Origin of the sequence: Micromonospora fulviviridis (genome assembly GCF_014648395.1) — a bacterium.
Taxonomy (GTDB): domain Bacteria; phylum Actinomycetota; class Actinomycetes; order Mycobacteriales; family Micromonosporaceae; genus Micromonospora; species Micromonospora fulviviridis.
Window position 1 is genome coordinate 60,358 of the sequence record NZ_BMRA01000008.1, and the last position, 24,606, is coordinate 84,963.

Annotated in this window: 23 protein-coding genes and 1 pseudogene; 13 read left to right on the top strand and 11 right to left on the bottom strand. The window is 74.7% G+C overall.

Features of this window, described 5'->3' with window-relative positions:
- Window positions 1–91: 91 nt before the first annotated feature.
- Window positions 92–1,837 (top strand): DEAD/DEAH box helicase, encoded by a 1,746-nt coding sequence (locus IEY96_RS21395; protein ID WP_189196604.1) that lies wholly within the window; start codon window positions 92–94, stop codon window positions 1,835–1,837.
- A gap of 60 nt (window positions 1,838–1,897) precedes the next feature.
- On the opposite strand, the gene lon is transcribed toward IEY96_RS21395, so the two are convergent.
- The gene (gene lon, locus IEY96_RS21400; RefSeq protein WP_189196605.1) at window positions 1,898–4,234 is read right to left on the bottom strand and encodes an endopeptidase La; all 2,337 of its coding nucleotides are present in this window, start codon (window positions 4,232–4,234) and stop codon (window positions 1,898–1,900) included.
- Window positions 4,235–4,481: 247 nt separating this feature from the next.
- On the opposite strand from lon, the gene IEY96_RS21405 reads away from it, so the two are divergent.
- Both IEY96_RS21405 and IEY96_RS21410 read left to right on the top strand, forming a co-directional pair.
- The gene (locus IEY96_RS21405; protein WP_189196805.1) at window positions 4,482–4,829 is read left to right on the top strand and encodes a histone-like nucleoid-structuring protein Lsr2; all 348 of its coding nucleotides are present in this window, start codon (window positions 4,482–4,484) and stop codon (window positions 4,827–4,829) included.
- A gap of 172 nt (window positions 4,830–5,001) precedes the next feature.
- Window positions 5,002–5,841, top strand: coding sequence for a hypothetical protein (locus IEY96_RS21410; RefSeq protein WP_229791764.1), 840 nt, complete (start codon window positions 5,002–5,004; stop codon window positions 5,839–5,841).
- Window positions 5,842–5,971: 130 nt separating this feature from the next.
- On the opposite strand, the gene IEY96_RS21415 is transcribed toward IEY96_RS21410, so the two are convergent.
- Both IEY96_RS21415 and IEY96_RS21420 read right to left on the bottom strand, forming a co-directional pair.
- Complete coding sequence (locus tag IEY96_RS21415) at window positions 5,972–7,333, bottom strand: hypothetical protein (protein WP_189196606.1); 1,362 nt, start codon at window positions 7,331–7,333, stop codon at window positions 5,972–5,974.
- A 265-nt stretch (window positions 7,334–7,598) separates the two neighbouring features.
- A complete protein-coding gene (locus tag IEY96_RS21420) occupies window positions 7,599–8,465 on the bottom strand; it encodes a PDDEXK family nuclease (protein WP_189196607.1) in 867 nt (288 codons plus the stop codon).
- A gap of 204 nt (window positions 8,466–8,669) precedes the next feature.
- Between IEY96_RS21420 and IEY96_RS21425 the strand changes: the two genes are divergently transcribed.
- The 6 genes from IEY96_RS21425 (at window position 8,670) to IEY96_RS21450 (ending at window position 12,411) form a co-directional block, all read left to right on the top strand.
- On the top strand, window positions 8,670–9,755 hold the full coding sequence (locus IEY96_RS21425) for a DICT sensory domain-containing protein (protein WP_189196608.1): 1,086 nt from the start codon (window positions 8,670–8,672) through the stop codon (window positions 9,753–9,755).
- Between the two features lie 77 nt (window positions 9,756–9,832).
- The gene (locus tag IEY96_RS21430) at window positions 9,833–10,021 is read left to right on the top strand and encodes a hypothetical protein (RefSeq protein ID WP_189196609.1); all 189 of its coding nucleotides are present in this window, start codon (window positions 9,833–9,835) and stop codon (window positions 10,019–10,021) included.
- An 11-nt stretch (window positions 10,022–10,032) separates the two neighbouring features.
- Window positions 10,033–10,509, top strand: coding sequence for an Asp23/Gls24 family envelope stress response protein (locus IEY96_RS21435; RefSeq protein ID WP_189196610.1), 477 nt, complete (start codon window positions 10,033–10,035; stop codon window positions 10,507–10,509).
- Window positions 10,510–10,537: 28 nt separating this feature from the next.
- Window positions 10,538–11,056 carry a DUF6286 domain-containing protein gene (locus IEY96_RS21440; RefSeq protein WP_189196611.1) on the top strand — a complete coding sequence of 173 codons (519 nt, stop codon included), beginning with the start codon at window positions 10,538–10,540 and terminating at the stop codon, window positions 11,054–11,056.
- On the top strand, window positions 11,053–11,604 hold the full coding sequence (locus tag IEY96_RS21445; protein ID WP_189196612.1) for a hypothetical protein: 552 nt from the start codon (window positions 11,053–11,055) through the stop codon (window positions 11,602–11,604). Before IEY96_RS21440 ends, IEY96_RS21445 begins: the two co-directional genes overlap by 4 nt.
- Window positions 11,605–11,694: 90 nt before the next feature.
- The gene (locus tag IEY96_RS21450; RefSeq protein ID WP_189196613.1) at window positions 11,695–12,411 is read left to right on the top strand and encodes a helical backbone metal receptor; all 717 of its coding nucleotides are present in this window, start codon (window positions 11,695–11,697) and stop codon (window positions 12,409–12,411) included.
- Window positions 12,412–12,424: 13 nt separating this feature from the next.
- On the opposite strand, the gene IEY96_RS21455 is transcribed toward IEY96_RS21450, so the two are convergent.
- On the bottom strand, window positions 12,425–13,123 hold the full coding sequence (locus IEY96_RS21455; RefSeq protein WP_189196614.1) for a CBS domain-containing protein: 699 nt from the start codon (window positions 13,121–13,123) through the stop codon (window positions 12,425–12,427).
- Window positions 13,124–13,351: 228 nt separating this feature from the next.
- Here IEY96_RS21455 and IEY96_RS21460 point away from each other — a divergent pair, with 228 nt between their 5' ends.
- On the top strand, window positions 13,352–13,918 hold the full coding sequence (locus IEY96_RS21460; RefSeq protein WP_189196806.1) for a DoxX family membrane protein: 567 nt from the start codon (window positions 13,352–13,354) through the stop codon (window positions 13,916–13,918).
- A 176-nt stretch (window positions 13,919–14,094) separates the two neighbouring features.
- Complete coding sequence (locus IEY96_RS21465; protein ID WP_107079232.1) at window positions 14,095–14,463, top strand: FKBP-type peptidyl-prolyl cis-trans isomerase; 369 nt, start codon at window positions 14,095–14,097, stop codon at window positions 14,461–14,463.
- 81 nt (window positions 14,464–14,544) lie between these two features.
- Here the strand turns inward: IEY96_RS21465 and IEY96_RS21470 are convergent, their stop codons facing one another.
- On the bottom strand, window positions 14,545–14,898 hold the full coding sequence (locus IEY96_RS21470; RefSeq protein WP_189196615.1) for an STAS domain-containing protein: 354 nt from the start codon (window positions 14,896–14,898) through the stop codon (window positions 14,545–14,547).
- Window positions 14,899–15,083: 185 nt separating this feature from the next.
- Here IEY96_RS21470 and IEY96_RS21475 point away from each other — a divergent pair, with 185 nt between their 5' ends.
- Window positions 15,084–16,103, top strand: coding sequence for an SMP-30/gluconolactonase/LRE family protein (locus IEY96_RS21475; protein WP_189196616.1), 1,020 nt, complete (start codon window positions 15,084–15,086; stop codon window positions 16,101–16,103).
- Between the two features lie 104 nt (window positions 16,104–16,207).
- On the opposite strand, the gene IEY96_RS21480 is transcribed toward IEY96_RS21475, so the two are convergent.
- From IEY96_RS21480 to pdhA, 5 genes and pseudogenes are all read right to left on the bottom strand, one after another.
- On the bottom strand, window positions 16,208–17,482 hold the full coding sequence (locus IEY96_RS21480) for a L,D-transpeptidase (RefSeq protein ID WP_189196807.1): 1,275 nt from the start codon (window positions 17,480–17,482) through the stop codon (window positions 16,208–16,210).
- 199 nt (window positions 17,483–17,681) lie between these two features.
- Window positions 17,682–19,361: pseudogene (locus IEY96_RS21485) on the bottom strand (right-handed parallel beta-helix repeat-containing protein).
- A 98-nt stretch (window positions 19,362–19,459) separates the two neighbouring features.
- On the bottom strand, window positions 19,460–20,821 hold the full coding sequence (locus IEY96_RS21490) for a dihydrolipoamide acetyltransferase family protein (RefSeq protein ID WP_373293618.1): 1,362 nt from the start codon (window positions 20,819–20,821) through the stop codon (window positions 19,460–19,462).
- Window positions 20,818–21,822, bottom strand: coding sequence for an alpha-ketoacid dehydrogenase subunit beta (locus IEY96_RS21495; protein WP_107079570.1), 1,005 nt, complete (start codon window positions 21,820–21,822; stop codon window positions 20,818–20,820). The genes IEY96_RS21490 and IEY96_RS21495 overlap by 4 nt, the downstream gene beginning before the upstream one ends.
- Window positions 21,822–23,027 carry a pyruvate dehydrogenase (acetyl-transferring) E1 component subunit alpha gene (gene pdhA, locus IEY96_RS21500; protein WP_189196808.1) on the bottom strand — a complete coding sequence of 402 codons (1,206 nt, stop codon included), beginning with the start codon at window positions 23,025–23,027 and terminating at the stop codon, window positions 21,822–21,824. The genes IEY96_RS21495 and pdhA overlap by 1 nt, the downstream gene beginning before the upstream one ends.
- Window positions 23,028–23,099: 72 nt before the next feature.
- Here pdhA and IEY96_RS21505 point away from each other — a divergent pair, with 72 nt between their 5' ends.
- Complete coding sequence (locus IEY96_RS21505; protein ID WP_189196618.1) at window positions 23,100–23,606, top strand: Lrp/AsnC family transcriptional regulator; 507 nt, start codon at window positions 23,100–23,102, stop codon at window positions 23,604–23,606.
- Window positions 23,607–23,610: 4 nt separating this feature from the next.
- Here the strand turns inward: IEY96_RS21505 and IEY96_RS21510 are convergent, their stop codons facing one another.
- Entirely contained in the window at window positions 23,611–24,585 is a 975-nt protein-coding gene (locus IEY96_RS21510) for a DNA polymerase domain-containing protein (protein WP_189196619.1), read from the bottom strand.
- Between the last annotated feature and the right edge of the window lie 21 nt (window positions 24,586–24,606).

A 24,606-nucleotide genomic window follows, 5' to 3' on the forward strand; every position in this document is an offset into this window, starting at 1 on the left:
GGGCCCGGCCGGACCACCCCCGGCGTGGCCGGGGCGACGGTTTGCGGCGGTCGCCGCGACGGCCGGGTGGCGGTGATGAAAGGCTTGCCCCATGAGTTCCGCACCAACCCCGACCGATCCCGCCACCCCCGCCGAGGACGAGGCCGCCGCCTTCGCCGACCTCGGGCTGCGCACCGAGCTGCTGAACGCGCTGGCCGTCCTCGGCTACGAGGAGCCGACCCCGATCCAGCGGGAGGCGATCCCACCGCTGCTCGCCGGCCGGGATCTGCTGGGGCAGGCGGCGACCGGCACCGGCAAGACCGCCGCCTTCGCCCTGCCGCTGCTGCAACGGATGCCCGACGACCGGCCGGGCGGAGACCCGGTGTCGCTGGTGCTGGTGCCCACCCGGGAGCTGGCCGTGCAGGTCTCCGAGGCGTTCCACCGCTACGGCAAGGACCTGGGCGCCCGGGTGCTGCCGATCTACGGCGGCCAGCCGATCGGCCGGCAGCTGCGCGCTCTCGACGCCGGCGTGGACGTGGTGGTGGCGACCCCGGGCCGGGCCCTGGACCACATCGCCCGGGGCACCCTGCGGCTGGGCGCGCTGGCCACCGTGGTGCTGGACGAGGCGGACGAGATGCTCGACATGGGCTTCGCCGAGGACATCGAGGCGATCCTGGAGCACGCCCCGGCCGGCCGGCAGACCGTGCTCTTCTCGGCCACCCTGCCGACCCGGATCGACGGGCTGGCCCGGAAGCACCTGACCGACCCGGTACGCATCCGGATCGAGCGCGAGCAGCCGGTGGCCGGCGCGGCGCCGCGGGTGCGGCAGAGCGCGTACATCGTCGCGCGGGGGCACAAGCCGGCGGCGCTGGGCCGGGTGCTGGACGTGGAGTCGCCCACCGCGGCGATCGTCTTCTGCCGCAGCCGGGAGGAGGTGGACCGGCTCACCGAGACGATGAACGGCCGGGGCTACCGGGCCGAGGCGCTGCACGGCGGGATGAGCCAGGAGCAGCGCGACCGGGTGATGGGCCGGCTGCGGTCGGGCACCGCCGACCTGCTGGTGGCCACCGACGTGGCGGCCCGCGGGCTGGACGTGGAGCAGCTCACCCACGTGGTCAACTACGACGTCCCGTCGGCGCCCGAGTCGTACGTGCACCGGATCGGCCGGGTGGGCCGGGCCGGCCGGGAGGGTGTCGCGATCACCCTGGCCGAGCCGCGCGAGCACCGGATGCTCAAGACCATCGAACGGGTCACCGGCCAGCGGATCGCGGTCGACAAGATCCCCACGGTGGCGGACCTGCGTACCCGGCGGCTGGAGCTGACCCAGGCGGCGCTGCGGGAGTCGCTGCTGGAGGACGACCTGGAGCCCTTCCGGGCGATCGTCGAGTCGCTGACCGACGAGTTCGACCTGGTGGAGGTCGCGCTGGCCGCCGTGCGGCTGGCCCACGAGGCCACCCTGCCCGGCACGGCCGACGAGGAGGAGGAGATCCCGCAGGTCGCGGTCCGCGCGCCCCGGGAGACCCGACCGGGGTACGAGGGCCGGGACCGGCGTGGTGGCGCGCGTCCCCGCGCCGGCGGCACCACGCAGGTGTTCATCGGGCTGGGCCGGCGCGCCGGGGTGCGCCCGCAGGACCTGGTCGGGGCGATCACCGGGGAGACCGGGGTCAGCGGCCGGGACATCGGCTCGATCGAGATCGCCGACCGGTTCTCCCTGGTCGAGGTCCCGTACGGGGTCGCCGACGAGGTGATCCAGGGGCTGCGTGGCAGCACCATCAAGGGCCGCAAGGCCACCGTGCGCCGCGACCGGGACCGGGACTCCGACGGCGGCGACCACCGGGAGCGCCGGGAACGCCGCTGAGACGCACGGAGGGGCCCCCTGTCACGCGCGAGGCGTTGACAGGGGGCCCCTCCGTTCCGGTCAGGCCGCGGCGAGCGGCTGGCCGCCCAGCGTCTCCGCGTCGACCTCGGCCGGGCGCAGCGCCAGGGCGAGCACGTCGGCGACGTCGGCGAGGGTGTGGATGGTCAGCGCCTCGCGTACCTCGGTGGGCAGGTCGTCCAGGTCCGGCTCGTTGCGCTTCGGGATGATCACCTCGGTCAGGCCGGCCCGGTGGGCGGCGAGCAGCTTCTGCTTCACGCCGCCGATGGGCAGCACCCGGCCGGAGAGGGTCACCTCGCCGGTCATCCCGAACTCGGGGCGGACCGGCCGGCCGGTCACCAGCGACGCCAGCGCGGTCACCATGGTGATGCCGGCACTCGGGCCGTCCTTGGGCACCGCGCCCGCCGGGAAGTGCACGTGGATCCGCCGCCCGGCGAGGGCGTTCGGGTCGATGCCGAGGCGTCGCCCGTTGGAGCGCAGGTAGGACAGCGCGATGTGCGCCGACTCCTTCATCACGTCGCCGAGCTGACCGGTGAGGGTCAGCCCCGGCTCGCCCTCCATGCTGGTGGCCTCGATGAAGAGCACGTCCCCGCCGGCGCCGGTGACCGCCAGGCCGGTGGCCACGCCGGGCACCGCCGTCCGCTCGGCCGACTCCGGGGTGAACTTGGGTCGGCCCAGGTAGCGGGCGAGGTTGTCGGTGTCGACACGGACCGGTGACGGGTCGGACGCCAGCGCCACGGTGACCTTGCGCAGGATCTTCGCCAGGGCGCGTTCGAGCTGCCGGACGCCGGCCTCCCGGGTGTACTCCCCCGCGATCAGGGCCAGCGCGCCGTCGGTGACGGTGACCTCCTCGGCGGTCAGCCCGGCCCGCTCCCGCTGCCGGGGCAGCAGGTGGTCCCGGGCGATGGCCACCTTCTCGTCCTCGGTGTAGCCGTCCAGGGTGACCAGCTCCATCCGGTCCAGCAGCGGGCCGGGGACGGTCTCCACCACGTTGGCGGTGGCCAGGAAGAGCACGTCGGACAGGTCGAGGTCGACCTCCAGGTAGTGGTCCCGGAAGGTGTGGTTCTGCGCCGGGTCGAGCACCTCGAGCAGGGCCGCGGCCGGGTCGCCGGAGTAGCCGACGGCCAGCTTGTCGACCTCGTCGAGGAGCACCACCGGGTTCATCGAGCCGGCCTCGCGCAGCGCGCGGACGATCCGGCCGGGCAGCGCGCCGACGTAGGTGCGCCGGTGGCCGCGGATCTCCGCCTCGTCGCGGACGCCGCCGAGGGAGACCCGGACGAAGTTGCGGCCGAGGGCCCTTGCGACGGACTCGCCGAGGCTGGTCTTGCCGACGCCGGGCGGGCCGGCCAGGGCGAGAACCGCGCCGGAGCCGCGGCCGCCGACCACGCCGAGGTTGCGCTCGGCGCGCCGGTTGCGCACCGCGAGGTACTCCAGGATGCGGTCCTTCACGTCGGCCAGGCCGGCGTGGTCGGCGTCGAGCACGGCACGCGCCGCGGCAAGGTCGGTGTTGTCCTCGGTACGCGTGTTCCACGGCATCTCGAGGACGGTGTCGAGCCAGGTCCGGATCCAGCCGGCCTCGGGTGAGGCGTCGCTGGCCCGCTCCAGCTTGCCGACCTCGCGCAGGGCCGCCTCGCGGACCTTCTCGGGCAGGTCGGCGGACTCGACGCGGGAGCGGTAGTCCGCGGAGCCGTCCGGCTCGTCCTCGCCGAGTTCCTTGCGGATGGCGGCGAGCTGCTGGCGGAGGAGGAACTCGCGCTGCGACTTCTCCAGCCCCTCGCGGACGTCGCTGTTGATCCGCTCGGTGACCTCCTGCTCGGCCAGGTGGTCCTTCACCCAGCCGACCAGCAGCTCCAGCCGGGCGGTGACGTCCGGGGCGGCGAGCAGCTCGGTCTTCTGCGCCAGGGTCAGCCAGGGCGCGTAGCCGGCCGCGTCGGCCAGCTCGGAGAGGTCGGTCATCCGCTCCATGGCGTCGATGACCTGCCAGGCGCCACGCTCCTGGAGGACCGAGGTCATCAGCGCGCGGTACTCGCGGCCGAGTTCCCGGGCGCGGCCGGCCGGGGCGGGTTCGTCGAGGGTGGTGGCCTCCACCCAGAGGGCGGCGCCCGGTCCGGGCACGCCGGAGCCGATCCGGGCCCGGGCGAGGCCGCGGACCACGGCGGCCGGCTCGCCGCTGGGCAGCCGGCCCACCTTCTCGATGGTGGCGACCACACCCACCGAGCCGTACTCGCCGTCGAGGCGGGGCACGGCGAGCAGCGTCTTGTCGCCCGTGGCGCGGGCCGCGTCGACCGCGGCCTGGGTGGTCGGGTCGAGGGTCACCGGGATGACCATGCCGGGCAGCAGGACGGCGTCGGTCAGAGGAAGTACCGGAAGAGTTGCCATCGAACACCTGCTATCACGTTGAGTTGAGCGTGTCAGGCTCAAGTAACAAACCGTCTCCCTTGTTCCGGCTTGTGACCCACGCCACTCCCACCGCCCGCCCGGCCGGTCCCACCGAGCGTGAACGCCCATTTGGCGCCACGGAGATAAGACGACCCGCCGAATGGCGAAGGACGGGTATTGTTGCGAAATTGCCGCGAGATACGTCAAACTCTTAGCCACACCCCGCCCGACACAGGGAGTAATGGCGATGGCAAGGAAAGTAATCACCGTTCTGACCGACGACCTCGACGGCGGAAAGGCCGATCGGACCGTCGAGTTCAGCCTGGACGGCGTGGCGTACACGATCGACGTCTCGGACGAGAACGCCGGCGTTCTGCGCAAGGCGCTGGACCCGTACATCAGCGCTGGCAGGCGGATCGGGCGCGGCCCGGTGGAGGCCGGGCGCGCGGCGCGCGGCGCGACCCGCCCGAGCACCTCGGGAATGGACCGCGAGCAGAACCGCGCCATCCGGGAATGGGCCGTCAAGAACGGCTACGAGATTTCCGAGCGGGGTCGCATCCCCGTCTCGGTGGTGGAGGCCTACAAGAACCGCTGAGCCCTCCCGGTTCACCGTCGGGCACCCCGGGGTCACGCTGAGAAATCGGCGTGGCCCCGATCGGCTTTTCCCGCCGTTAACAATTTTCAGCCGGGCGGGGAGCCCCGGCACCGAACTTCACCCCGCGCGGCCCCGCCCGGAGGCACGCGATCCCGACCCCAGGAGGTCACGGGTGCGCGTCAGCATGGCGACCAGCGCCGGCAGGGCCGGCCGGCCCAACGAGGACTTCCTCGGCGCGGTTCCCGGCGCCGCCGTACTGCTCGACGGCGCCGGCATTCCGGGCACCGAGTCGATCTGCGCCCACGGTGTCGCCTGGTACACCCACCGCCTCGGCGGCGCGCTGCTCGGCCGGCTGTCGCGGGGCGACGGGCGAGACCTCGTGTCGGTCCTCGCCGCCGCGATCGGCGAGATCGCGGCCGCTCACCGGGGCACCTGCGACATCGCGCACCCCGCCAGCCCGCAGGCGACCGTGGCGATCGTCCGCGCCGACCGGGGCCGCCTGGAACATCTCCTGCTCGCGGACTCCGTCCTCGTTCTCGACGAGGTCCGCGGCGGCCCGCAGGTCGTCACCGACGAGCGTGAGGTCACCAGCAGGCGCATCTGCTCCGCACCCCTGGACGGCGTCGTGCCGGGAACACCGGAGTACGACCGGGTCCGGGCGTCCTGCGTCGAGGCGCTGCGGGCCCGCCGGAACCAGCCGGGCGGCTACTGGATCGCCAAGGACGACCCGTACGCGGCGCAGGAGGCGGTGACCGGCAGCCGGCCCCTGTACGACCTGAACGGCGTGGCGCTGCTCAGCAACGGCGCCAGCCGCATCGTCAGCCCGTACGGCCTCACCGACTGGCCGGGCGTGCTGGACCTGCTCGCCACCGACGGCCCGGCCGGCGTAATCCGCCGAGTCCGACAAGCCGAGGCAGCCGCCTTCGCCACCCCCGACGACGCCACAGTCGCCCACTGCACCCACCTACGGCCCCCAACAACCACCGCCCGCCAAGACCCCGACCCGTGTTGATCATGAGGTTAGCGGTGCGCTTCGCCCTGTTCGCGGCGGCCAACCTCATGATCAACGCTGGGGGTTGGGGGGTGGGAGACGGCTGGTGCCGCCCGGGGCGTACGCCCCGGGCGGCACCGGCCGTCGGTGTTCAGTTGACCCGGATCCGCACCACGTCGAAGGCGGGGGTCTGGTTGGCGCGCTCCATCATGGGGATGCGGTGCGAGCCGTCACCGGCCCAGACCGCGCACTGTGCCAGCCCCGACTCCGGCAGGCCCGGGATCTGGATCAGCACGTCGTCCGGCTGGGCGCTGCCCCGACCGTCCTCGGTGGCGACGAAGAACGCCGGCACGTCCTGCGGGTTCGGGGGCTGCCGGGTGCTGTCGAGCATCCGGCACGCGGTGTGGAAGTGGCCGCGCACCAGGCCCTGGTCGTTGAGGAGCGAGCTCTCCAGGTAGTAGCCGCCCTGGCCGGCGGCGAGGAAGCGGTCGCGGACCAGGTTGCGGGTGCTGACCCGGAGCGTGAACGGCTGGTTGCGCTGGACCCGGTTCGGGAACTGCGTGATGAGCAGCGAGGGATTGTTGGCGGCGGCGCCCACCTCACCGAACGCGGTGCTCACGCAACGGTTGCCGTTCTGGAAACCGTCGTGCGCCTGGAGCCGGCTGTTGGCGCAGTCCTTGGCGAGCACGTCCAGGCCGTTGTTGCCCCCGTTGTTGTTCCCGCCGTTGTTGTTGCCGCCATTCTGGCCGCCGTTGTTGTTCCCGCCGGTCTGTCCGCCGTTGTTGTCGCCGCCATTCTGGCCGCCGTTGTTGTCGCCGCCGGTCTGGCCCCCGTTCTGCCCGCCGTTCTGGCCGCCGTTCTGGCCCCCGTTCTGGCTCCCGTTCTGGCCGCCGTTCTGGGCGTTGTCGGCGAGGGCGCACTGGGCCAACTGGTCCAGGCCCTGCGGGCGCTCGGCGACCCGGCCGATGGCCGTGGCGATCCGGTTCAACGTCGCGGTCCGCTTGTCGGCGAGCGGCCGCAGGATGGCGTTGTTGATGAAGTCGCCGCCGTTGCGGGCGCCGTCCGCGGCGAGCCGCCGGTTAGCCTCGGCGATCTGGCTGTCCAGCAGGGCGAGGTTGCGGTCCACCTCGGCGCGCGCCCGGTCGGGCACCTGCGGCAGCTTGCTCCGCACGTCCGGGCAGGCCACGGTCGGGGTCCCGGCGCCCGCGCCGCCCCCCTTGGTCTGCTGGCACTCGGCGGACGACATCTGCCCGTCACCCCAGTGGTTGCGTACCCACCGGCCGTTCTGCCAGGTCCGGGTGGTGCTGCCCCGGCCGTCCGGCGCGGTGGCGCCCGGGCTCGGGGCCACGCAGGACGCCGAGGCGGTACGGACGGTGGTCCGCCGGTCCTGGGCGGACGACATCTGGGTGACGGCGACGATTCCGCCGAAGACCGCGAGCGTGCCGACCACGGCCAGCAGACGCTTGCTCCGCGCGTTACCGGATGACCGGCGCGCCCGTGTGGACCTGCGCATCGAATTGCTCTCCTTCTCGATCCGGTAGCTGACTGGTGACCCCGGCGGACCGATGGAATTCGGGGTGAGGATCACTGCGACGTTCCGGTCGCACGTCGATGACCGACGATGCCCTTTCCGCACCGTCCCCGCGCCGTCCGGCGCGGCGGGGAAGATCTGCGTCCATTCCCGCTTAGGTACGGAGGGAGGGCGGCGAAGGTTCAACCGGGGAACGGGAGAATTCGCGGGGACACCCGCGGGGCCGGCCAGGGGCCGGGAACGCCGGTCAGTCGGCGCAGAGGTGGTCGAAGGCGAAGCCGCCGTCGAACTCGTCGCGCCGGGCGGCGAGCCGCCGGATCTGCCCGCGCAACTCGTCCCGGTCCACCAGGGACGGTCCGGCGGCGTCGAGGTCGCGCAGCCGCTCCCCGACCGCCACGGCGGCCAGGTCCTCGGCGAGCCGGCCCGGGTCCACCCCGCAGGAGAAGCGCTCGGCGGCGAGGTACACCCGCTCCACGAGGCACCGGCCGGGCCGCACCTCGACCCAGCTCCAGCCCTCGGCCGGGCCGTCCGTCCACCGCACGTGCAGCCCGCGGACGATCGGGTCGGCGAGCCGGCGCTCCACGTACGCCTCGACGGCGGCGGCCCGGGTGAGCGCCCCGAGGTCGTTCACCGGTCCGCGGCGGCCGTCCGGGAGCCGGCCGACGATGTCCCGGAACCCGACGGCGTCGCCGGTGTCCGGGTCGGTGCCGGCGGCGTAGCCACGAGCGTCGATGACGTACTCGACGAGGCGGCGGGCGTGTTCGGCGCCGCGCAGCGTGGGCGACTCCACGCGCAGCAGCGGCAGGCCGACGGCGGCGCAGACCGCGCTGGTCATCCGCTCGGCCCGGCGCTCGGGCGACCCGGCGGGCGCGGGCGGGGCGAACCGCACGGCGAACAGCGGCAGGCCGGTCTCGGCGGCGCAGACCACCTGGTCGAAGCTCTCCCGGCCGGCGGTGCTCCACTGGTGCCCGGTGACGCCCGGCGGCCGGCCCTGCACCAGCTCGCCGAGCCGCCGGGCCGGATACCCGACCTGGCCGGCGCGGGTGAGCTGCGGCGCGACCCCGGGCGGGATCGGACGCAGCCAGGAGGTGGCCACGCTGCCGGTGCTCGTCATCTCGCCAGATCCATCCGTCGTTCGGTCGACGCCCGAGTCTAGGGCGTCGATCATGGCGGCCGCGTCGGTGGTGCGGCGGAATCCGGCGCCGGGACCGGTGGGGTAGGCGCTGACCCGCGTGGACCGGGCGGCGCGCCGGCCGGCCAGGGATCCCGACCCGTCGTCCCGGTGCGCACCGGGTTCCCGGCCTCTAGGCTCGGCCGGGTGCACAGCGGACGGATCCCGGAGCGGCTGACCAAACGCAGTCTCGTCACCGTCTCCCACGCCATCGAACGGGCCGCGCTGGCCGAGGCCGAGGACGGTCCACTGATCGTGTTCGCCCTCTTCCAGCGGCTGCCGTACTTCGCCCGGGAACGCGCGATCTACCAGCGGATCGCCGCCCGGGCCGCGGTCACCGTGGTCGGGATGGTCGGCGGGCTGCCGCCGGACCTGCCGGCCGGGGCGTACCCGGTGGTGCTGGAGGAGACCGAGGACCTGGCTCGGGAGTGGAGCGTGGTGGCGCTGACGCCACGCTTCGGGGCGAGCCTGGTGGCGTACGACCGGGCCGAGGTGGCGCCGGCGGAGACGCTGGAGGCCGGCCGCCTCTTCGACGGGCGCTGGGGCTTCCGCCGGGACGAGGCGCTGCACGACGTGATCCGGCTGTGCGGGCGGCTCGCCGACCGGCTGCCCGGGCCGGCGCGGGCCGGCCTGGACGAGGCGGTGGCACGGGTCCGGGACATCCCGGCCGCCCCGGGCGAGTCCCGTGCCGAGGCGGCGCTGCGGCTGCTCGCCCGGCGGAGCGAGCGGGCGCGCCCGGTCGAGCCGGCGGACGCCCTGCTCGACGAGCCGGGGCTGCGCCGCTGGACGGACGTGGACGGGGTGACCGCCTCGGGCACCCTGCCGGTGGCGCTCGTGGGCCTCCGGGTGGACGAGCCGGCCGACGCGCCGGAACGCTTCGGCCGGCGCGGTGCGGCCCGCGAGGGCCAGGCCGTGCTCGCCGCGGTCACCAGCGTGCTGAGCCCGGTCGACCGGGCGGTCCGCCTCGCCGACAACGAGTTCCAGCTGATCCTGCCCGGGCGGGACGAGGCGGCGGCGCTCGCCGTGGTGGGGCGGCTGCGGGAGGCGGTGGGCGCGTTGGCCCACTCGTACCCGTTCGTCGCGTACGCGGTGCACGCGGCGGTCACCGTGACCGCCCGGCGGCCGCTGCCGTTCGCCGACCTGCGGCACGCGGTGGAGTGGGCGGTGCGGGAGGGCGTACCCGTGGCCTCGCTGCCCTCGGAGCGCACGCCCGTTCCGGCCGTGGCCGGCTGACCCTCGAAAGGAGTGCTCCGCCCGGAAACGGGTACGCCCCGCCGGTCCGGTCGGTCACGGCGGAGCGGGGGTGGGGCATGACGCGCGGGCAGTTCGGCTTCCTCGCCGGGTTCCTGGTGGTCGCGGTCTGGGCGCTGGGCGGCGCCGGGGCGGCGGCCACCGCCACCGTGGCCGGCCTGGTCGGCTGGCTGCTGGTCCGGGTACGCGACGGGGACGTCACCATGCCCGGCATCGCCGACCGAGCCACCGCCGCCCGGCGCCGGTGAGGCGGTGCGCGATGACCGGCATCCTGCCCCGCCGCGCCACCGCCCCGCCCGCGCCGGCACCCGACCGACCGGCCTCGCCCGGGCCGGCACCCGACCGCCCCGGCGCGCCCGAGGCCGGCCTCGACCGGGACCGGGCGCCCTGGTCGGAGGAGCGGACCGCCGGGCTCGCCGAGGAGGCGGCGCGGCGTACCCCGGCGGTCAGCGACCCGGTCGCCACGGTCCGCGTCGACGGCGCCGCCGTCCGGGTCGACCTGGACCTCGTGGCCGAGCACGGCGCGGCGCTGACCGCGGTGGCCGAGTCGGTCCGCCGCCGGGTCGCCGCCCGGATCGAGGCGTACGCCGGGCTGACTGTCGAGTCGGTCACCGTCACGGTGGTGGACCTGCGCCTGCCCGCCGAGTCAACCCCGCCGACCGGTGGGGACCGCCCGGGGGCCGGGCGGCGCGACGGCGCCCGGGGCACCGGGGCGGACACGCGGGAGGCGACGTGAGCGCACCGTACGGCGACCGGAGCCCGACGTGCGCACCGTGAACCGGGTCGCCACCCTGCTGCTGGCCGTGGCCCTGCTGGCCGGCGGGGCGCTGGTGGCCGTCGCGGGGCTGCTCGCCGCGCTGGGCCGCCCGGGCCCCCTCCCGGCCCGGTGGTCGGCCACCCTGAGCACCGTCCACTGGCAGGACGCCCCGGTGCGGACGGTCGCTGCCACCGTGACCCTGCTCGGCCTGCTGCTCCTGGTCGCCGAGCTGCGCCGCTGGCGGCCGACCCGGCTGCCGCTCGCCCCCGACGACGGCTGGCACCTGCACCGCCGCTCGGTGGAGCGGCGGCTGGCCCGGGCGGTCCGGTCGGTGCCGAGCGTCCGCCGGGCCCGGCTGCGCGTCCGCCGGCGCGGGGACGCCTGGCGCCCCCGGGTGACCGCCACCGGCGACCCGGCGGCCCGGGCCGACGTCGAGTTCGCGCTGCGCCGCGAGCTGGACCGGCTGACCGCGCCCCGCCGCGACCCCATCGAGGTGCGGCTCGTCCCCGCCCGGCGGACGCCGTGAGCAACGCCGCCCACCGGCTGCTGTGGACGGTGCTCGCCCTGCTGCTGGTGGCGGCGGGCGGCGCCGCGTCGGCGGTCGGGGCGGGCCGGCTGCCCGGCGGTGGCGTACCGCTGCTCGGGGCCGGGCCGCTGAGCTGGTGGCGGGCCGGCGGCCCGTGGAGCGCCCTCGCGGTGGCCGTCGGCGGGCTGCTGTTCGCCCTGCTCGGGCAGCGGCTGCTCGCCGCCGGGCTGCGGGTGCCGGACCGGCTCGGCGGCACGTTCGCGCACCCCGGCGACGGCGCCGGCCGGACCCGGGTGGCGAGCGGCGTGCTGACCGGCGCGCTGGAACGCGACCTGCTCCGGGCGCCCGGGGTCCGCCGGGCCCGGGTGGTGCTGACCGGCCCGGTCACCGGGCCGGACGTGTGGGTGGAGGTGCGCCTGAGCCCGTCCGCCGGGCTCGGCGCGGCCCGGGCGCACGTCGACGCGGCGGTACGCCGGTTCGCCGCCACGGTCGGCTGCCGCCCCGCCCATCTGGACGTGACCGTGCTGGTGGACGAGACGGCCGGCTGACCGTCCGATCAGCGCCCGCTCCCAGGGCCGGCCGGCGGACCGGCGACCGTCGATACGCGACGATGGGCCGGGACGAGGGAGGGAGCGGTCGTGCGGGTGGTGTCGCTGGTGCCGTCGTTGACCGAGGCGGTGGCGCTGACCCGCCCCGAGGTGCTGGTGGGCGCCACCGACTGGTGCACCCACCCGGCCGGGCTGGACGTCGCCCGGGTGGGCGGGAGCAAGTACCCGGACCTGGACCGGGTGCGCGCGCTCCGGCCCGACCTGGTGCTGCTCAACGAGGAGGAGAACCGCCTCGCCGACGCCGAGGCGCTGCGGGCGGCCGGCGTGCCGGTACGGGTCACCTTCCCGCGTACCGTGCCGGAGGCGCTGACCCAGCTCGGCGAGCTGGTCGCCGCGCTCGGCGTGGCCGGCGAGCCGGACTGGCTGCGGGCCGCCCGCCGGGCCTGGGCCGCGCCGCCCGCGCCGGCCAGGCCGCGGGCGGCCGTGGTGCCGGTGTGGCGGCGCCCCTGGGTGGTGCTCGGCCGGGACACCTTCGCCGGTGACGTGCTGCACCGGCTCGGCGTGACCAACCGGTACGCCGACCACCCGGAGCGCTACCCCCGGCCGGGCCTCGACGAGCTGCGCGCCCGGGAGCCGGAGCTGGTGGTGCTGCCGGACGAGCCGTACCGGTTCACGGCCGGCGACGGGCCGGAGGCGTTCCCCGGCGTGCCGGCCGCGCTGGTCTCCGGCCGGCACCTCACCTGGTACGGGCCCTCGCTCGCCGAGGCTCCCGCACTGCTCGCCGCCCAGCTCGCGGCGGCGGGCTGAGCCCGTCGCCCGGTCAGGCGACCGGGGTGGCGTGCACCGGGTCCAGCTCCATGAGCGTGGTGTCGTCCACGTCGTACCCGATCGCGTTGTGCACCGCGACGACGCCGCTGACCTGCCCGGCGAGCCGGCCGGCCAGCTCGGCGGCGCTGCGCCGGTCGAGCCGTCCGTCCAGGGTGACCTCACCGGCGCGGACCTGGACGGTGACCAGGCCGTCCCGGACGGCGAGCACCCGGCGCAGCACCTCCCGCACCACCTCCTCGCGGATCTCCGCGTCGGTGCGCAGGTGCACCCGGAGCAGGTCGCCGCGCGTCACGATGCCGACCAGCCGGCCCAGGTCGTCCAGCACCGGCAGCCGCTTGACCGCCTCGTGGTCCATCAACCGGGCCGCCGCGGGCAGCGTGGCCCGCGCGTGGGTGGTCACCGCCGGAGCGGTCATCAGGTCCCGGGCCACCAGCGCGCCCGCCTTCTCCCGGGCGGTACGCCGGCGCCGCCCCTCGAACACCCGCCGCTCGTCCGGGTGCCCGGCCCACTCCACCTTGTGCAGCAGGTCCGCCTCGGAGACCACCCCGAGCACCCGCTGGAACGAGTCCACCACCGGCACGCCGCTGACGCCCCGGCGGACCAGCACGTCGACGATTCGGCGGTACGGGGTCTCCTCCCCCACCGTCGCGACGTCCCTGGTCATCACGTCGCCCACCTGCCATGTGCGCATCACGGCCTCCTCTGTCCGGCCCTCCTGTGGCGACGGTAGGCCGGCGGCGGCGCCCCTGGTCAGAGGCGGCCGGCAGGCCACGGCGGGCCGACCGGACCGGGCCGGGAGGGGACCAAGGTCCCGGTCAGGAGGGCACCGGTCGGCCCTGCTCGCGGACCGCCCGCAGCGGTGGAATGAATGTGCCACCGGAAAAGCGCGGTGCGAGGCAAAGGAAGGGACGTGGACACCATGACCGCGACGATCGAGCGGATCACCGCCAACACCATCGCTCCGGCGGCCGAGACCACCCGGGACGCCGAGACCACCCGACAGAAGGCCACCCGGTTCGTCTTCGCCGGACTGCGGATCGCCCTGGGCTGGACGTTCCTCTGGGCCTTCCTCGACAAGATGTTCGGCCTCGGCCACGAGACCGTCGCGAAGAACGCCTGGATCAACGGCGGCAGCCCGACCAAGGGGTTCCTGACCTTCGGCGCGGCCGGCCCGTTCAAGGGGTTCTACAACGAGATCGCCGGCGCGGCGTGGGCGGACTGGCTGTTCATGCTCGGCCTGCTCGGCATCGGCGTGGCCCTGCTGCTCGGCATCGGCACCCGCGTCGCCGCGGTCGCCGGCGGGCTGCTGCTGGTCATGATGTGGACGGCCGTGCTGCCCCCCGAGAACAACCTGTTCATGGACGACCACCTCATCTACGCGGGTCTGCTGGCCGGCCTGGCCCTGGTCAACGCCGGTGACACCCTCGGCCTCGGCCGGGTCTGGGCGAAGCTCCCCATCGTCCAGCGGCTGCCCTGGCTGAAGTGAGGTCACCACGGGCAGTACCCACCGGGCGGGCGTCACCGAGAGGCGGCGCCCGCCACTCTCGTGCCCGTCCACCGGTCCCCGCCGCCACGCCGCGCCGGGGACCGACGCGTATCGGCCGGCCGCGATCCGGCAGGATCGACGGGGACCGCACCCGTCAGCACCGAGGAGACCCGCTCATGGAGAAGCCCGAGGTTGGCCCGATCGAGGGCGCGCCGCCCGCCGATCTCGTCATCGAGGACATCACGGTCGGCGACGGCCCGGAGGCCCGCCCCGGCCAGCTGGCCAATGTGCACTACGTGGGCGTGGCCCACTCGACCGGCCGCGAGTTCGACGCGTCGTGGAACCGGGGTGACACGTTCGAGTTCCCGCTCGGCGGCGGCCAGGTCATCGCCGGCTGGGACCAGGGCGTCGTCGGCATGAAGGTCGGCGGCCGGCGTCGGCTGACCATCCCGCCGCACCTGGGCTACGGCGCCCGGGGCGCCGGCGGCGTGATCAAGCCGAACGAGACGCTGGTCTTCGTGGTGGACCTGGTCGGCGTCCGCTGACCCGCAGCCCGTTGGCAGGGCCGTCGGCGGCACGCCGGCGGCCCTGGCGGGCGTCACGACCCGCCCCGGGCGCCCGGCCGGTCAGGCCGCGGCGCAGGTGACCAGCTCCCGGGCCGACTCACGGACCGGCAGCACCCGGTGCAGGCCGGTGACGCGCAGCACCCGGGCGACCACCGGGTCGGGGTCGACCAGCACCAGCTCGCCGCCGCGGGCCCGGACCCGCAGGTGGGCGGCGACCAGCGCGCGCACCCCGGCGGCGGAGAGCAGCCGGACCCCGGACAGGTCCAGCCGCAGCACCGGCCGCGCCGGGGCCGACCAGAGCGCGGCCCGGAACGACGCCACGGTCGCGATGTCGATCTCGCCGACCGCCCGCAGGTCCACCACGTGGTCGCTCACGCTCATCGCCACGTGGAACCGGTCGCCGCTGCTTCCCATGTCCCCGAACCTATCCCCCACCCCCGACAGTTCCGCCCGCCCGCGGCGGGGTTCCGGGTAGGTCCCGGGTGGGACCCTGAGCGGCCTCCGGGTCATCCCGCAGGACGCGCGCCGCAGGCGAACCCGCGGCCGGGACACGCCGCTGGGTACTCCCGGCCGGGGCATCGGCGGGGAAGAATGGCCGGATGGTCGTTCCCCGCCCGCGCGCGCCCCTGCTGATCCGGCCGGTCCGCGAGCCGGCCACCGTGCCACCGCCGCTGGACGGGCCGTGGGCACCCACCGACGTCCGGCTGGACCGCGCCGACCTGCTGCCGCTGCCCGAGGGCGCCCACGGCCCGGAGGACGTGCTGGTCGACCCGGACGGCCGGGTGGTCAGCGGCGACGAGGACGGCCGGCTCTGGTGGTGGCCGGCGGACGCCCCGGCCGGCACCCGCCCCACGCTGCTCGCCGAGACCGGCGGCCGGCCGCTCGGCATCGAGCTGGACCCGGTCGACGGTGGGCTGGTGGTCTGCGACGCGTACCGGGGTCTGCTGCGGGTCACGCCCGACGGGGCGGTGCACGAGCTGACCGGCACGGGGCCGCCGGTGCACCTGGCCGACAACGCCGCGGTGGCCCGCGACGGCACGATCTACTTCACCGACTCCTCGGACCGGTTCCCGCTCTCGCACTGGAAGCGGGACCTGCTGGAGCACCGGCCCAACGGCCGGGTGCTCGCGTACGACCGGCGGACCGGGCGCACCGAGGTGGTGGCGAGCGGTCTCTACTTCCCCAACGGGGTGGCGCTCACCCCCGACGAGTCCGGCCTGATGCTGGTCGAGACGGCCACCCACCGGCTGCTCCGGGTGGACCTGCCGGACGGCCGGGCCACCGTGCTGGCCGACCTGCCGGCCTACCCGGACAACGTCTCGCCGGTGGGCGACGGCACCTACTGGATCGCGCTGCCCAGCCCTCGGCTGCCGATCATGGAGAAGCTGCTGCCGCATCCCCGGGTGCGCCAGCTCGTCGCCCTGCTGCCCGGGGCGGTGCAGCCGCAGCCCCGCCGCTACGGGCTGGTCGCGCTGGTGGACGGGGCCGGGCGGGTGCTGCGCACGCTGCACGGCCCGAGCGGGGCGTACCCGATGGTCACCGGCGTGCGGCAGCACGGGCGGCGCCTCTGGCTGGGCAGCCTGACCGCGACGGGCGTGGCCCGGGTCGACCTCGACTGAACCGGCGCGGGACCGGCCCGCTTCGTCCGGTTGGTCTGGACCGAGCCGGCGCGGGGCCGGCCCGCGCTCTTCGCGGGCCGGCCCCGGCCGTTCCTCCCCCGTGGTCAGCCGCCGGTGTTGCTCTTGGACGGGGCCGGGGCGGGCGCCGATCCGCCGGCCACCGCGCCCGGGTGCGGCGTGGCGCTGTGCGTAGGCTTCAGTCCCGCCGGCACGGGCAGCGCGCTGCCCTTGATGAACTCGTCCCAGCCGACGTTCCAGGCCGTGAAGCCGTTGCCCTGATCCAGCTTCACCTCGGTGCCCTTGATGGTCACCAGGTCGCCGACCTGGGTGATGCCCATCAGCCAGTCCGCGGCCGCCGCGGAGACGTTGGTGCAGCCGTGTGAGGTGTTGTTGAAGCCCTGCTCCCCCTCCGACCACGGCGCGGAGTGGATGAACTCGCCACCCCAGGTGAGCCGCTGGGCGTCGTCGACGTCGACCACGTAAGGATCGGCCGAGCCCCGGGTGTCGAAGGTGGTCCGGTCGAACTTCTCCATGATCACCATCTTGCCGCTGGAGGTCGGCGTGCTCGACTTGCCCATGCTCACCGGGACCTTGCGGAGCAGCTTGCCGTCCTGGTAAACGGACATCTGCTTGGTGGCGTTGTCGATGTCGAGCGAGACCTGCCGGCCGATCTTGGAGGTCGCGCTGTGGTCGGCGTCGCCGATGGCGTCCTTGCCGATCGGCAGCCCCTGCAGGGCGCTCCGTACGCTGATCTTCGTGCCGGACTTCCAGTGGTCGGGCGCCCGGTATTCGACCTGCTTGCCGTCTGACTCCCACGACCAGGCGCCCGGCTGCGGCGGGTCGGTCTTCACGAACAACCGGCGCTGCACGTCCGCTCTGGCCTCTTTCGGAATGGGCGGATCGAATGCGACCACCACCGGCATCGCCGTCCCGTACGTCTGATTACTGGTGAAATAGAGCTCGCTGGTGACGGTCGGTTTGGTGGATTTCGCCATCGTGGTGAACGTCGTCTTCTGCGTGGTGGTCCGACCGGAATCGCCGGTCGCGGTGACCTCCGCGGTGTACGTCCGCGAGTTCTCCAACGGCCGGTCCGGCACCCAGCCCGACCCGTCCTCCCGTGGCTGCGCCGGCACCGGCCGGCCCTTGTCGTCGGTGAGCTTCACCCCGGTGACCTTGCCGCCGCTGACCGTGGTTCCCACCTCGGCGCTGACCGGCACGTTCTTCGTCCGGTCCGCCGGAGTCAGGTTCACCGACGGCGCGGCCGCCTTGCCGTGGCCGGGCTTCACGGCCTCCCGCTGGCCGGCGGTGCACCCGCCGACCACCAACGGTGTGGCTGCGATGGTCACCGCCAGCAGCGTCATTCGCCGCCTCACGTCCATATTCCGCACCCCATTTCCACTCCCCCCATGACCCACATTCTGTACAGCCCTCCGGACGCCGTTGGCATATTCGGCGGAATTGCTTTGGCCGGCCGACTTCGATTTCGGCTCGGCCGTACAGAAATGGGAATTGGAGACGTCGACGGGCGGAAGCGTCACGGCCGCGACGGATTGCGCCCGGCGAGCCGGGACGACCGGTTCAGCCCCAGTCGTCGTCCCCGTGATTGCGCTCCCAGCGACCGCCGATCGGCGGCGTTTCCAACCGGATGGGCGCCTCGGCGTTCCCGGCCAGGTCGTTGTCCTCGACCCGGCAGCCGACGCAGCCGCCCTCCGCGGTGACCCAGAGCCCGTGCGTCTGGGTCGTCGGCTCGTGGCTGTCCCAGACCCGGTTGCCCCGGATGGTGGCCGAGTCCATCGCCGCGTTGACGGTGATACCGGCCCGGGTCGCCGGCGGCCCCGGTAGCTCGTAGGGGGTGCCGGGGTTCGGGGTGTCCCCGCTCCAGCCCGTGAAGGCGCCCGGCCGGACCGGGGCCAGGTGCAGTTCGTTCTCGTCGTTCGCGGCGACCACCGCGACCCGCTCGCCCACCCGGATGGTCTTGCCCCGGTGCGCGTCGCCCCGCCAGTTCGCCCGGCGGTCGACCACCGACCGCTCGGTGTACCGCACGGTGTCGCCGCCGTTCCGGTCGCCGGCACCGCACTGGCGGCCGTTCGCCCGGATCCGGTTGTCGACGACGAACGCGTCCCGGACCGGCCGGTCGAAGCGGACGGCGTCCAGGCTGTTGCCGTAGAAGTCGTTGCTCTCGATGACGATCTCCCGGGCGCACTCATGCCCCGCCTCGCCCAGGCTGCGCTGGTGGTAGCCGTACCGGCCGTTGCCGCTGATCCGGTTACCCCGCACGGTGTACGGCCCCGGGGTGTTGCCGATGCTGATCCCGTCGCGCAGGTTCGCGTCGATCACGCAGTCGGTGAGGAGGCCGCCTCGACCCGCCGTGCCGGTGGTGCCCTTGGCCGAGACCTGGAAGCCCGCGTCGAGGTTGCCGACCAGCGTGCACGCCGACACGACGAGGCCGTTGGCCCCCCAGTCGGCGATGCCGAAGCGGTTGCCCTCGGCGTGGCAGCCGACCACCCGGATGCCGCGCGGGCGCAGCCCGCCCTCGAACTGCAGCTCGAAGAAGATCCCGCTGGTGGCGTTGCCGACCGCCGAGCAGTTCACCACGTTGACCCGCTCGACGCTGCCCCAGCCGCCGATCCCGATCCCGATCCCCGCGCCGCCCATCTCGGTGCCGTTGTCCATCCGCCCGCACCCGGCCACCAGCACCCCGTCGATCAGGCAGTCCTGGAGGAAGTCGCAGCCCAGGCCGGTCGCCGCGGTGTGGTGGATGTAGAGGTTGCGGAACATGCCCCGGACCACGTACTGGAGGCCCAGCCCCTTGGCGAGCGGGTTGTACTCGGCCATCGCCACCCCGGACCCGTCGATCTCGAAGTCGGCGAAGGTGCAGTACGCGAGGTGGCGTTCCCGGCTCGCGCCGTGCAACTCGGCGGTGTGAAACGCCAGCGGGGTCGGGTCGGCCCGGTTGCCCGGGTTGCCGAGCACGAACCGGGTGGCGCCGGGACCCGCGCCGACCAGCGAGACGCCGGTCCGTCAGACGGTGCCGGCGTCCCGGATCGAGTACACCCCGGGCGGGCAGTAGATCACCCGTGCCCGCCCGTCGGCCGCGTACGCGTCGCCCAGCAGGTCCACCAGCGCGGCGAACGCCGGCTGGTCGTTTGTCGTCCCGTCCCCGGTCAGCCCGTGCTCCCGCGCGTCGCACATCAGCGGCGCGCCGGCGACCGGGTGCGGGCGCACCCCACCGGCCGAGGGCATGCGCGGATACGTCATCCGTCCCTCCCCGTCGGCGACCGGGCTCGTCTTCCCGGTCCGACGGCGGAGAAACAGGGGTGCGGCCCCGGCCACCGGGGGTGGCCGGGGCCGGGGACTCAGACGTTCGCCACCAGCAGGGCGGGCTGCTCGACGCAGTCCGCCACGTGCCGCAGGAACCCGCCGGCCACGCCACCGTCGCAGACCCGGTGGTCGAAGGTGAGGCTGAGCTGGGTCACCTTGCGCACGGCGAGCTGCCCGTCGACCACCCAGGGCTTGTCCACGATCCGGCCGACGCCGAGCAGCGCCGCCTCGGGGTGGTTGATGATCGGGGTGGAGCCGTCCACCCCGAACACCCCGTAGTTGTTGAGGGTGAAGGTGCCGCCGGTCAGCCGCGCCGGGGGCAGGGTGCCGGCGCGGGCCGCCGCCGTGGTCTCCGCGAGCGCGGCGGCCAGCTCCCGGGTGGTCATCCGCTGGGCGTCGCGCAGCACCGGGACCACCAGGCCCCGGTCGGTCTGCGCGGCGATGCCCAGGTGCACCCCGGCCGACTGGACGATCCGCTGCCCCTCGGTGTCCACGTGGGCGTTGAGCTGCGGGTACCTCCGCAGGCCGCTGAGGCAGATCCGGGCCAGCAGGGCCAGGATGCTGACCGGCGCGTCCGGGGTGGCGGCGTTGATCGCGGCCCGGGTGGCCAGCAGCCCGGTGGCGTCCACGTCCACCCAGATGGTCACCTCGGGGATCTCCCGCCGGCTGCGGGAGAGCTTGTCGGCGATGGCCTTGCGGATGCCGGTGAGCGGGATGACCACGTCGCCGTCCGCGGCCGGGGCCAGCCCGACGTGCGCGGCCGGGGCGTCCGGCACGGCGGCGAGCTTCGCGGCCGGCGCGGCCGACGCGGCCTCCACGTCGGCGCGGCGGATCACCCCACCCGGCCCGGTGCCGTGCAGGGCCGCCAGGTCGAGCCCGCGTTCCCGGGCCAGCCGCCGGACGATCGGCGAGATAACCAGCGGCGCGGCGGCGGGTGTCCCCTCCGGGCTGTCCGCCGCCGGGGCGGGGGCGGCGGTGGCCGGGGCGGTCGCCGGGGCGGCGGGCTCGGGGGCCACGGCCAGCCGCGGGCGGCGCCGCCGGCGGCCCGAGCCGCCGTGGCCGGTGCCGTACCCGATCAGGACGTTGCCGGAGCCGGCCCGCTCCTCCTCGCGGTAGGTGGCGTGCGGGTCGTCGCCGCCGCCGTCCAGCGGCGCGATCGTGATCAGCGGCTGGCCCACCGGGCGGACCTCACCCGCCGCGCCGTGCAGGGCGACGACCCGGCCGGCGTACGGGCAGGGGACGTCGACCACGGCCTTGGCGGTCTCCACCTCCACCACCGTCTGGTCCACGGTGACGACGTCGCCGACGGCGACCCGCCACTCGACGATCTCCGCCTCGCTCAGCCCCTCGCCCAGGTCGGGCAGGAGGAAGTCGCGGGTCCCGGTCGCGGTGGTCATGCCGCCACCCACCGCTCGTCGGGCTGGTCGTCCCACTGGAGCCGGGCCACGGTGTCCAGCACCCGGTCGACCGAGGGCAGGTGGGTGTGCTCCAGCATCGGCGCCGGATACGGGATGTCCAGCCCGGACACCCGCAGCACCGGGGCGTGCAGGGCGTGGAAGCAGCGCTCCTGCACCCGGGCGGCGATCTCCGCGCCGACACCGGCGAAGCCCTGCGCCTCCTGGATCACCACGCAGCGGCCCGTCTTCCGCACCGAGGCGGTCACGGTGGCGTCGTCGAACGGCACGATGGTGCGCACGTCGACCACCTCCAGGTCCCAGCCCTCCTCGCGGGCGGCCTCGGCGGCCTCCAGCGCGACCGGCACCGCCGGCCCGTACGCGACGAGGGTGGCGTCGGTGCCGGCGCGGCGCACGACGGCCTTGCCGAACGGCGCGGTCCGGGCCGGCAGCTCCGCCTCGGCGCTGGAGAAGTAGAGCTTCTTCGGCTCCATGAACACGACCGGGTCCGGGTCGTCGATCGCCTCGCGCAGCAGCGAGTACGCGTCCTCGACGGTGGCCGGGGTGACCACCTTCAGGCCCGGGGTGTGGGCGTAGTACGCCTCGGAGGAGTCGCAGTGGTGCTCCACGCCGCCGATGCCGCCGGCGTACGGCACCCGGATGACGATGGGCACGCTGAGCGCGCCCCGGGTCCGGTTGCGCAGCTTCGCCACGTGCGAGGCGATCTGCTCGAACGCCGGGTACGCGAACGCGTCGAACTGCATCTCGACCACCGGGCGCAGCCCGGACATGGCCAGGCCGACGGCGAAGCCGACGATGCCGGCCTCGGCGAGCGGGGTGTCGAAGCAGCGCTTGTCGCCGAACCGGGCCTGGAGCCCGTCGGTGATCCGGAAGACGCCGCCGAGCTGCCCGACGTCCTCGCCGAAGACGACGACCCGCTCGTCGTCCAGCATCGCGTCGGCGAGCGCGGCGTTGAGCGCCTTCGCCATGGTCATGGTGGCCATCAGGCGTCCCCCTCCTCGGCGCGGGTCGCGGCCAGCTCGGCCCGGACCTGCTCGCGCTGCTCGACCAGTTGCGGGGTCGGCTCGGCGTAGACGTGGTCGAAGAGGCTGAGCGGGTCGACCTCGGGCTGTGCGTTCATCCGGTCGCGCAGCGCGGCGGCGTACGCCTCGGCCTCCTCGGCGATCGCGGCGACCGCGGCGTCGTCCAGCACGCCCCGGTTCCGCAGGTACGCCTCCAGCCGGGCGATCGGGTCGCGGTCCCGCCACGCCTCGACCTCCTCGGCGTCCCGGTAGCGGGTCTGGTCGTCGGCGTTGGTGTGCGGCTCCATCCGGTAGGTGTGCGCCTCCACCAGGTACGGGCCCTTGCCGGCGCGGGCGTGCGCGACGGCCCGGTTGAGCACGGCGAGCACGGCCACCGGGTCGTTGCCGTCGACCTGCTCGCTGGGCACGCCGTAGCCGACGCCCTTGTAGGCCAGGCTCGGCGCGGCGGTCTGCCGGGACAGCGGCACGCTGATCGCGTACTTGTTGTTCTGCACGAAGTAGACGACCGGGGCCTTGAACACGGCGGCGAAGTTGACGCCCTCGTGGAAGTCGCCCTCGCTGGTGGCGCCGTCGCCGATGAAGGCCAGCGCCACGGTGTCCCGCCCCTGGTACGACTCGCCGTAGGCCAGCCCGGCGGCGTGCACGCACTGGGTGGCGAGCGGGGTGCACTGCGGCGCCGTGTGCACGACGGTCGGGTCGTACCCGCAGTGCCAGTCGCCGCGCAGCAGGGTGAGCACCTCGACGGGGTCGATGCCGCGCGCGGTCAGCGCCATCGACTCGCGGTAGGTGGGGAACACCCAGTCGGTGTCGCGCAGCGCCAGCACCCCGCCGACCTGGCAGGCCTCCTGGCCACGCGAGGACGGGTAGACGGCGAGCCGACCCTGCTTGGTCAGCGCGGTGGCCTGGGCGTCGAAGCGACGGCCGACGACCATCCGGCGGTACATCTCGCGCAGCGCCTCGACCGGCGGCTCCGGGTAGTCGTCCCGGGCCGGCAGCGGGGTGCCGTCCGGGTTCAGGAGCCGGACCGGCTCGCTCTTCGGCAGCAGGCCGTCGGAGGGGTCGGGAGCGGCCGGGGTGGCCGGCCGGCGGGTGCGCGGGGATGCCCTGCGGACCGCCTGGGGTGTGGTCGTCACGGCGGGGACCTCCTGGACGTGTGGTGGCCCTATGCTTCCGCTGTCGGATGATTGACTCAACATCCGGCGTGAATGCGGGACGAATGGCACGGGGAGGCGGGCTTCATGAGCCAGGAGACCGGAACCACACCGGGCACGGCGGGCGGAACGGGACGTTCGGCCGGGCCGCTCGACGAGGTCGACCGGCGGATCCTGCGCGAACTGACCGGGGACGCCCGGCTCTCCATCCGTACGCTGGCCGAACGGGTGCACGTCTCGCGCACCAACGCGTACGCCCGGGTGGAGCGGCTGCTGCGCGACGGGGTGATCACCGGGTTCCGGGCCCAGGTGGCGCCCGAGCCGGCCGGGCTGGGCACCTCGGCGTACATCGCGCTGACCATCGAGCAGAACACCTGGCGCGAGGTCTCCGCCGAGCTGGCCCGGGTGCGCTACATCGAGCACGCGGCGCTGCTCAGCGGCGAGCACGACGTGCTGGCCCTGGTCCGCGCGCCGGACAACGCCACGCTGCGGGACGTGGTGCTGGACCGGGTGCAGAGCATCGCCGGGGTGCTGTCGACCCGGACCTGGCTGGTCTTCGAGGAGTTCGACGGGACGCTGAGCCCCTGGCAGTGACGCCCTACCGCTCCGGCGGCGCCTCGATGCCCTCCCGGTCGGCCAGCTCCAGCAGCGGCTCCAGGGAGAACCGGCGCTCGTCCAGGCCGGCGTGCGGATCGCCCCGCTCGGCGAACCGGGCCGGCAGGCTGACCACGTCGAAGTCCTCCGGCCGCGCGTCGTCCAGCTCCGCCCAGTCCAGCGGCGCGGAGACCAGCGCGCGCGGGGTGGGCCGGATCGAGTACGCCGAGGTCACGGTGTGGTCGCGGGCCATCTGGTTGTAGTCGACGAAGACCGGCCGGTCCCGCTGCTCCCGCCACCAGGTGGTGGTCACCAGGTCGGGCAGCCGGCGCTCCATCTCCCGGCCCAGCGCCAGCACCGCGCGCCGGCAGTCACCGAAGCTCCACCGCGGCTCGATCGACAGGTAGACGTGGATGCCCCGCCCACCGGTGGTCTTCGGGTAGCCCACCAGACCCAGCTCGTCGAGGAACGCGCGCACCTCGTGGGCGACCGGGACCACCTGGGCGAAGTCCACCCCCGGCATCGGGTCCAGGTCGATGCGGAGCTGGTCGGGGCGCTCCACGTCGCCCGCCGAGACCGGCCAGGGGTGGAAGCGCAGGGTGCCCAGGTTGGCCGCCCAGATCACCACGGCCAGCTCGCTCGGGGCCACCTCGTCGGCGGTCCGGCCGCTGGGGAAGGTGATGTGCGCGGTGCGCACCCAGTCGGGCGCACCGGCGGGCAACCGCTTCTGGTAGAACGCGTCGCCCTTGTTGGTCTGCCGGGTGGCGATCTTCGCGCCCTCGAACACGCCGCGCGGCCAGCGCTCCAGCATGGTCGGTCGGTCGCGCAGCGCGCGCAGGATCCCGTCGCCGACGGCGAGGAAATAGTGGACCACGTCCAGCTTGGTCAGTCCGCGCTCCGGGAAGTAGGGCTTGTCGGGGCTGGAGACGCGGACCAGCCGCTCCCCCACCCGGATCTCCTCCGCCGCCGTGGTCGCCACGCCTCACACCGTAGCCGCCGG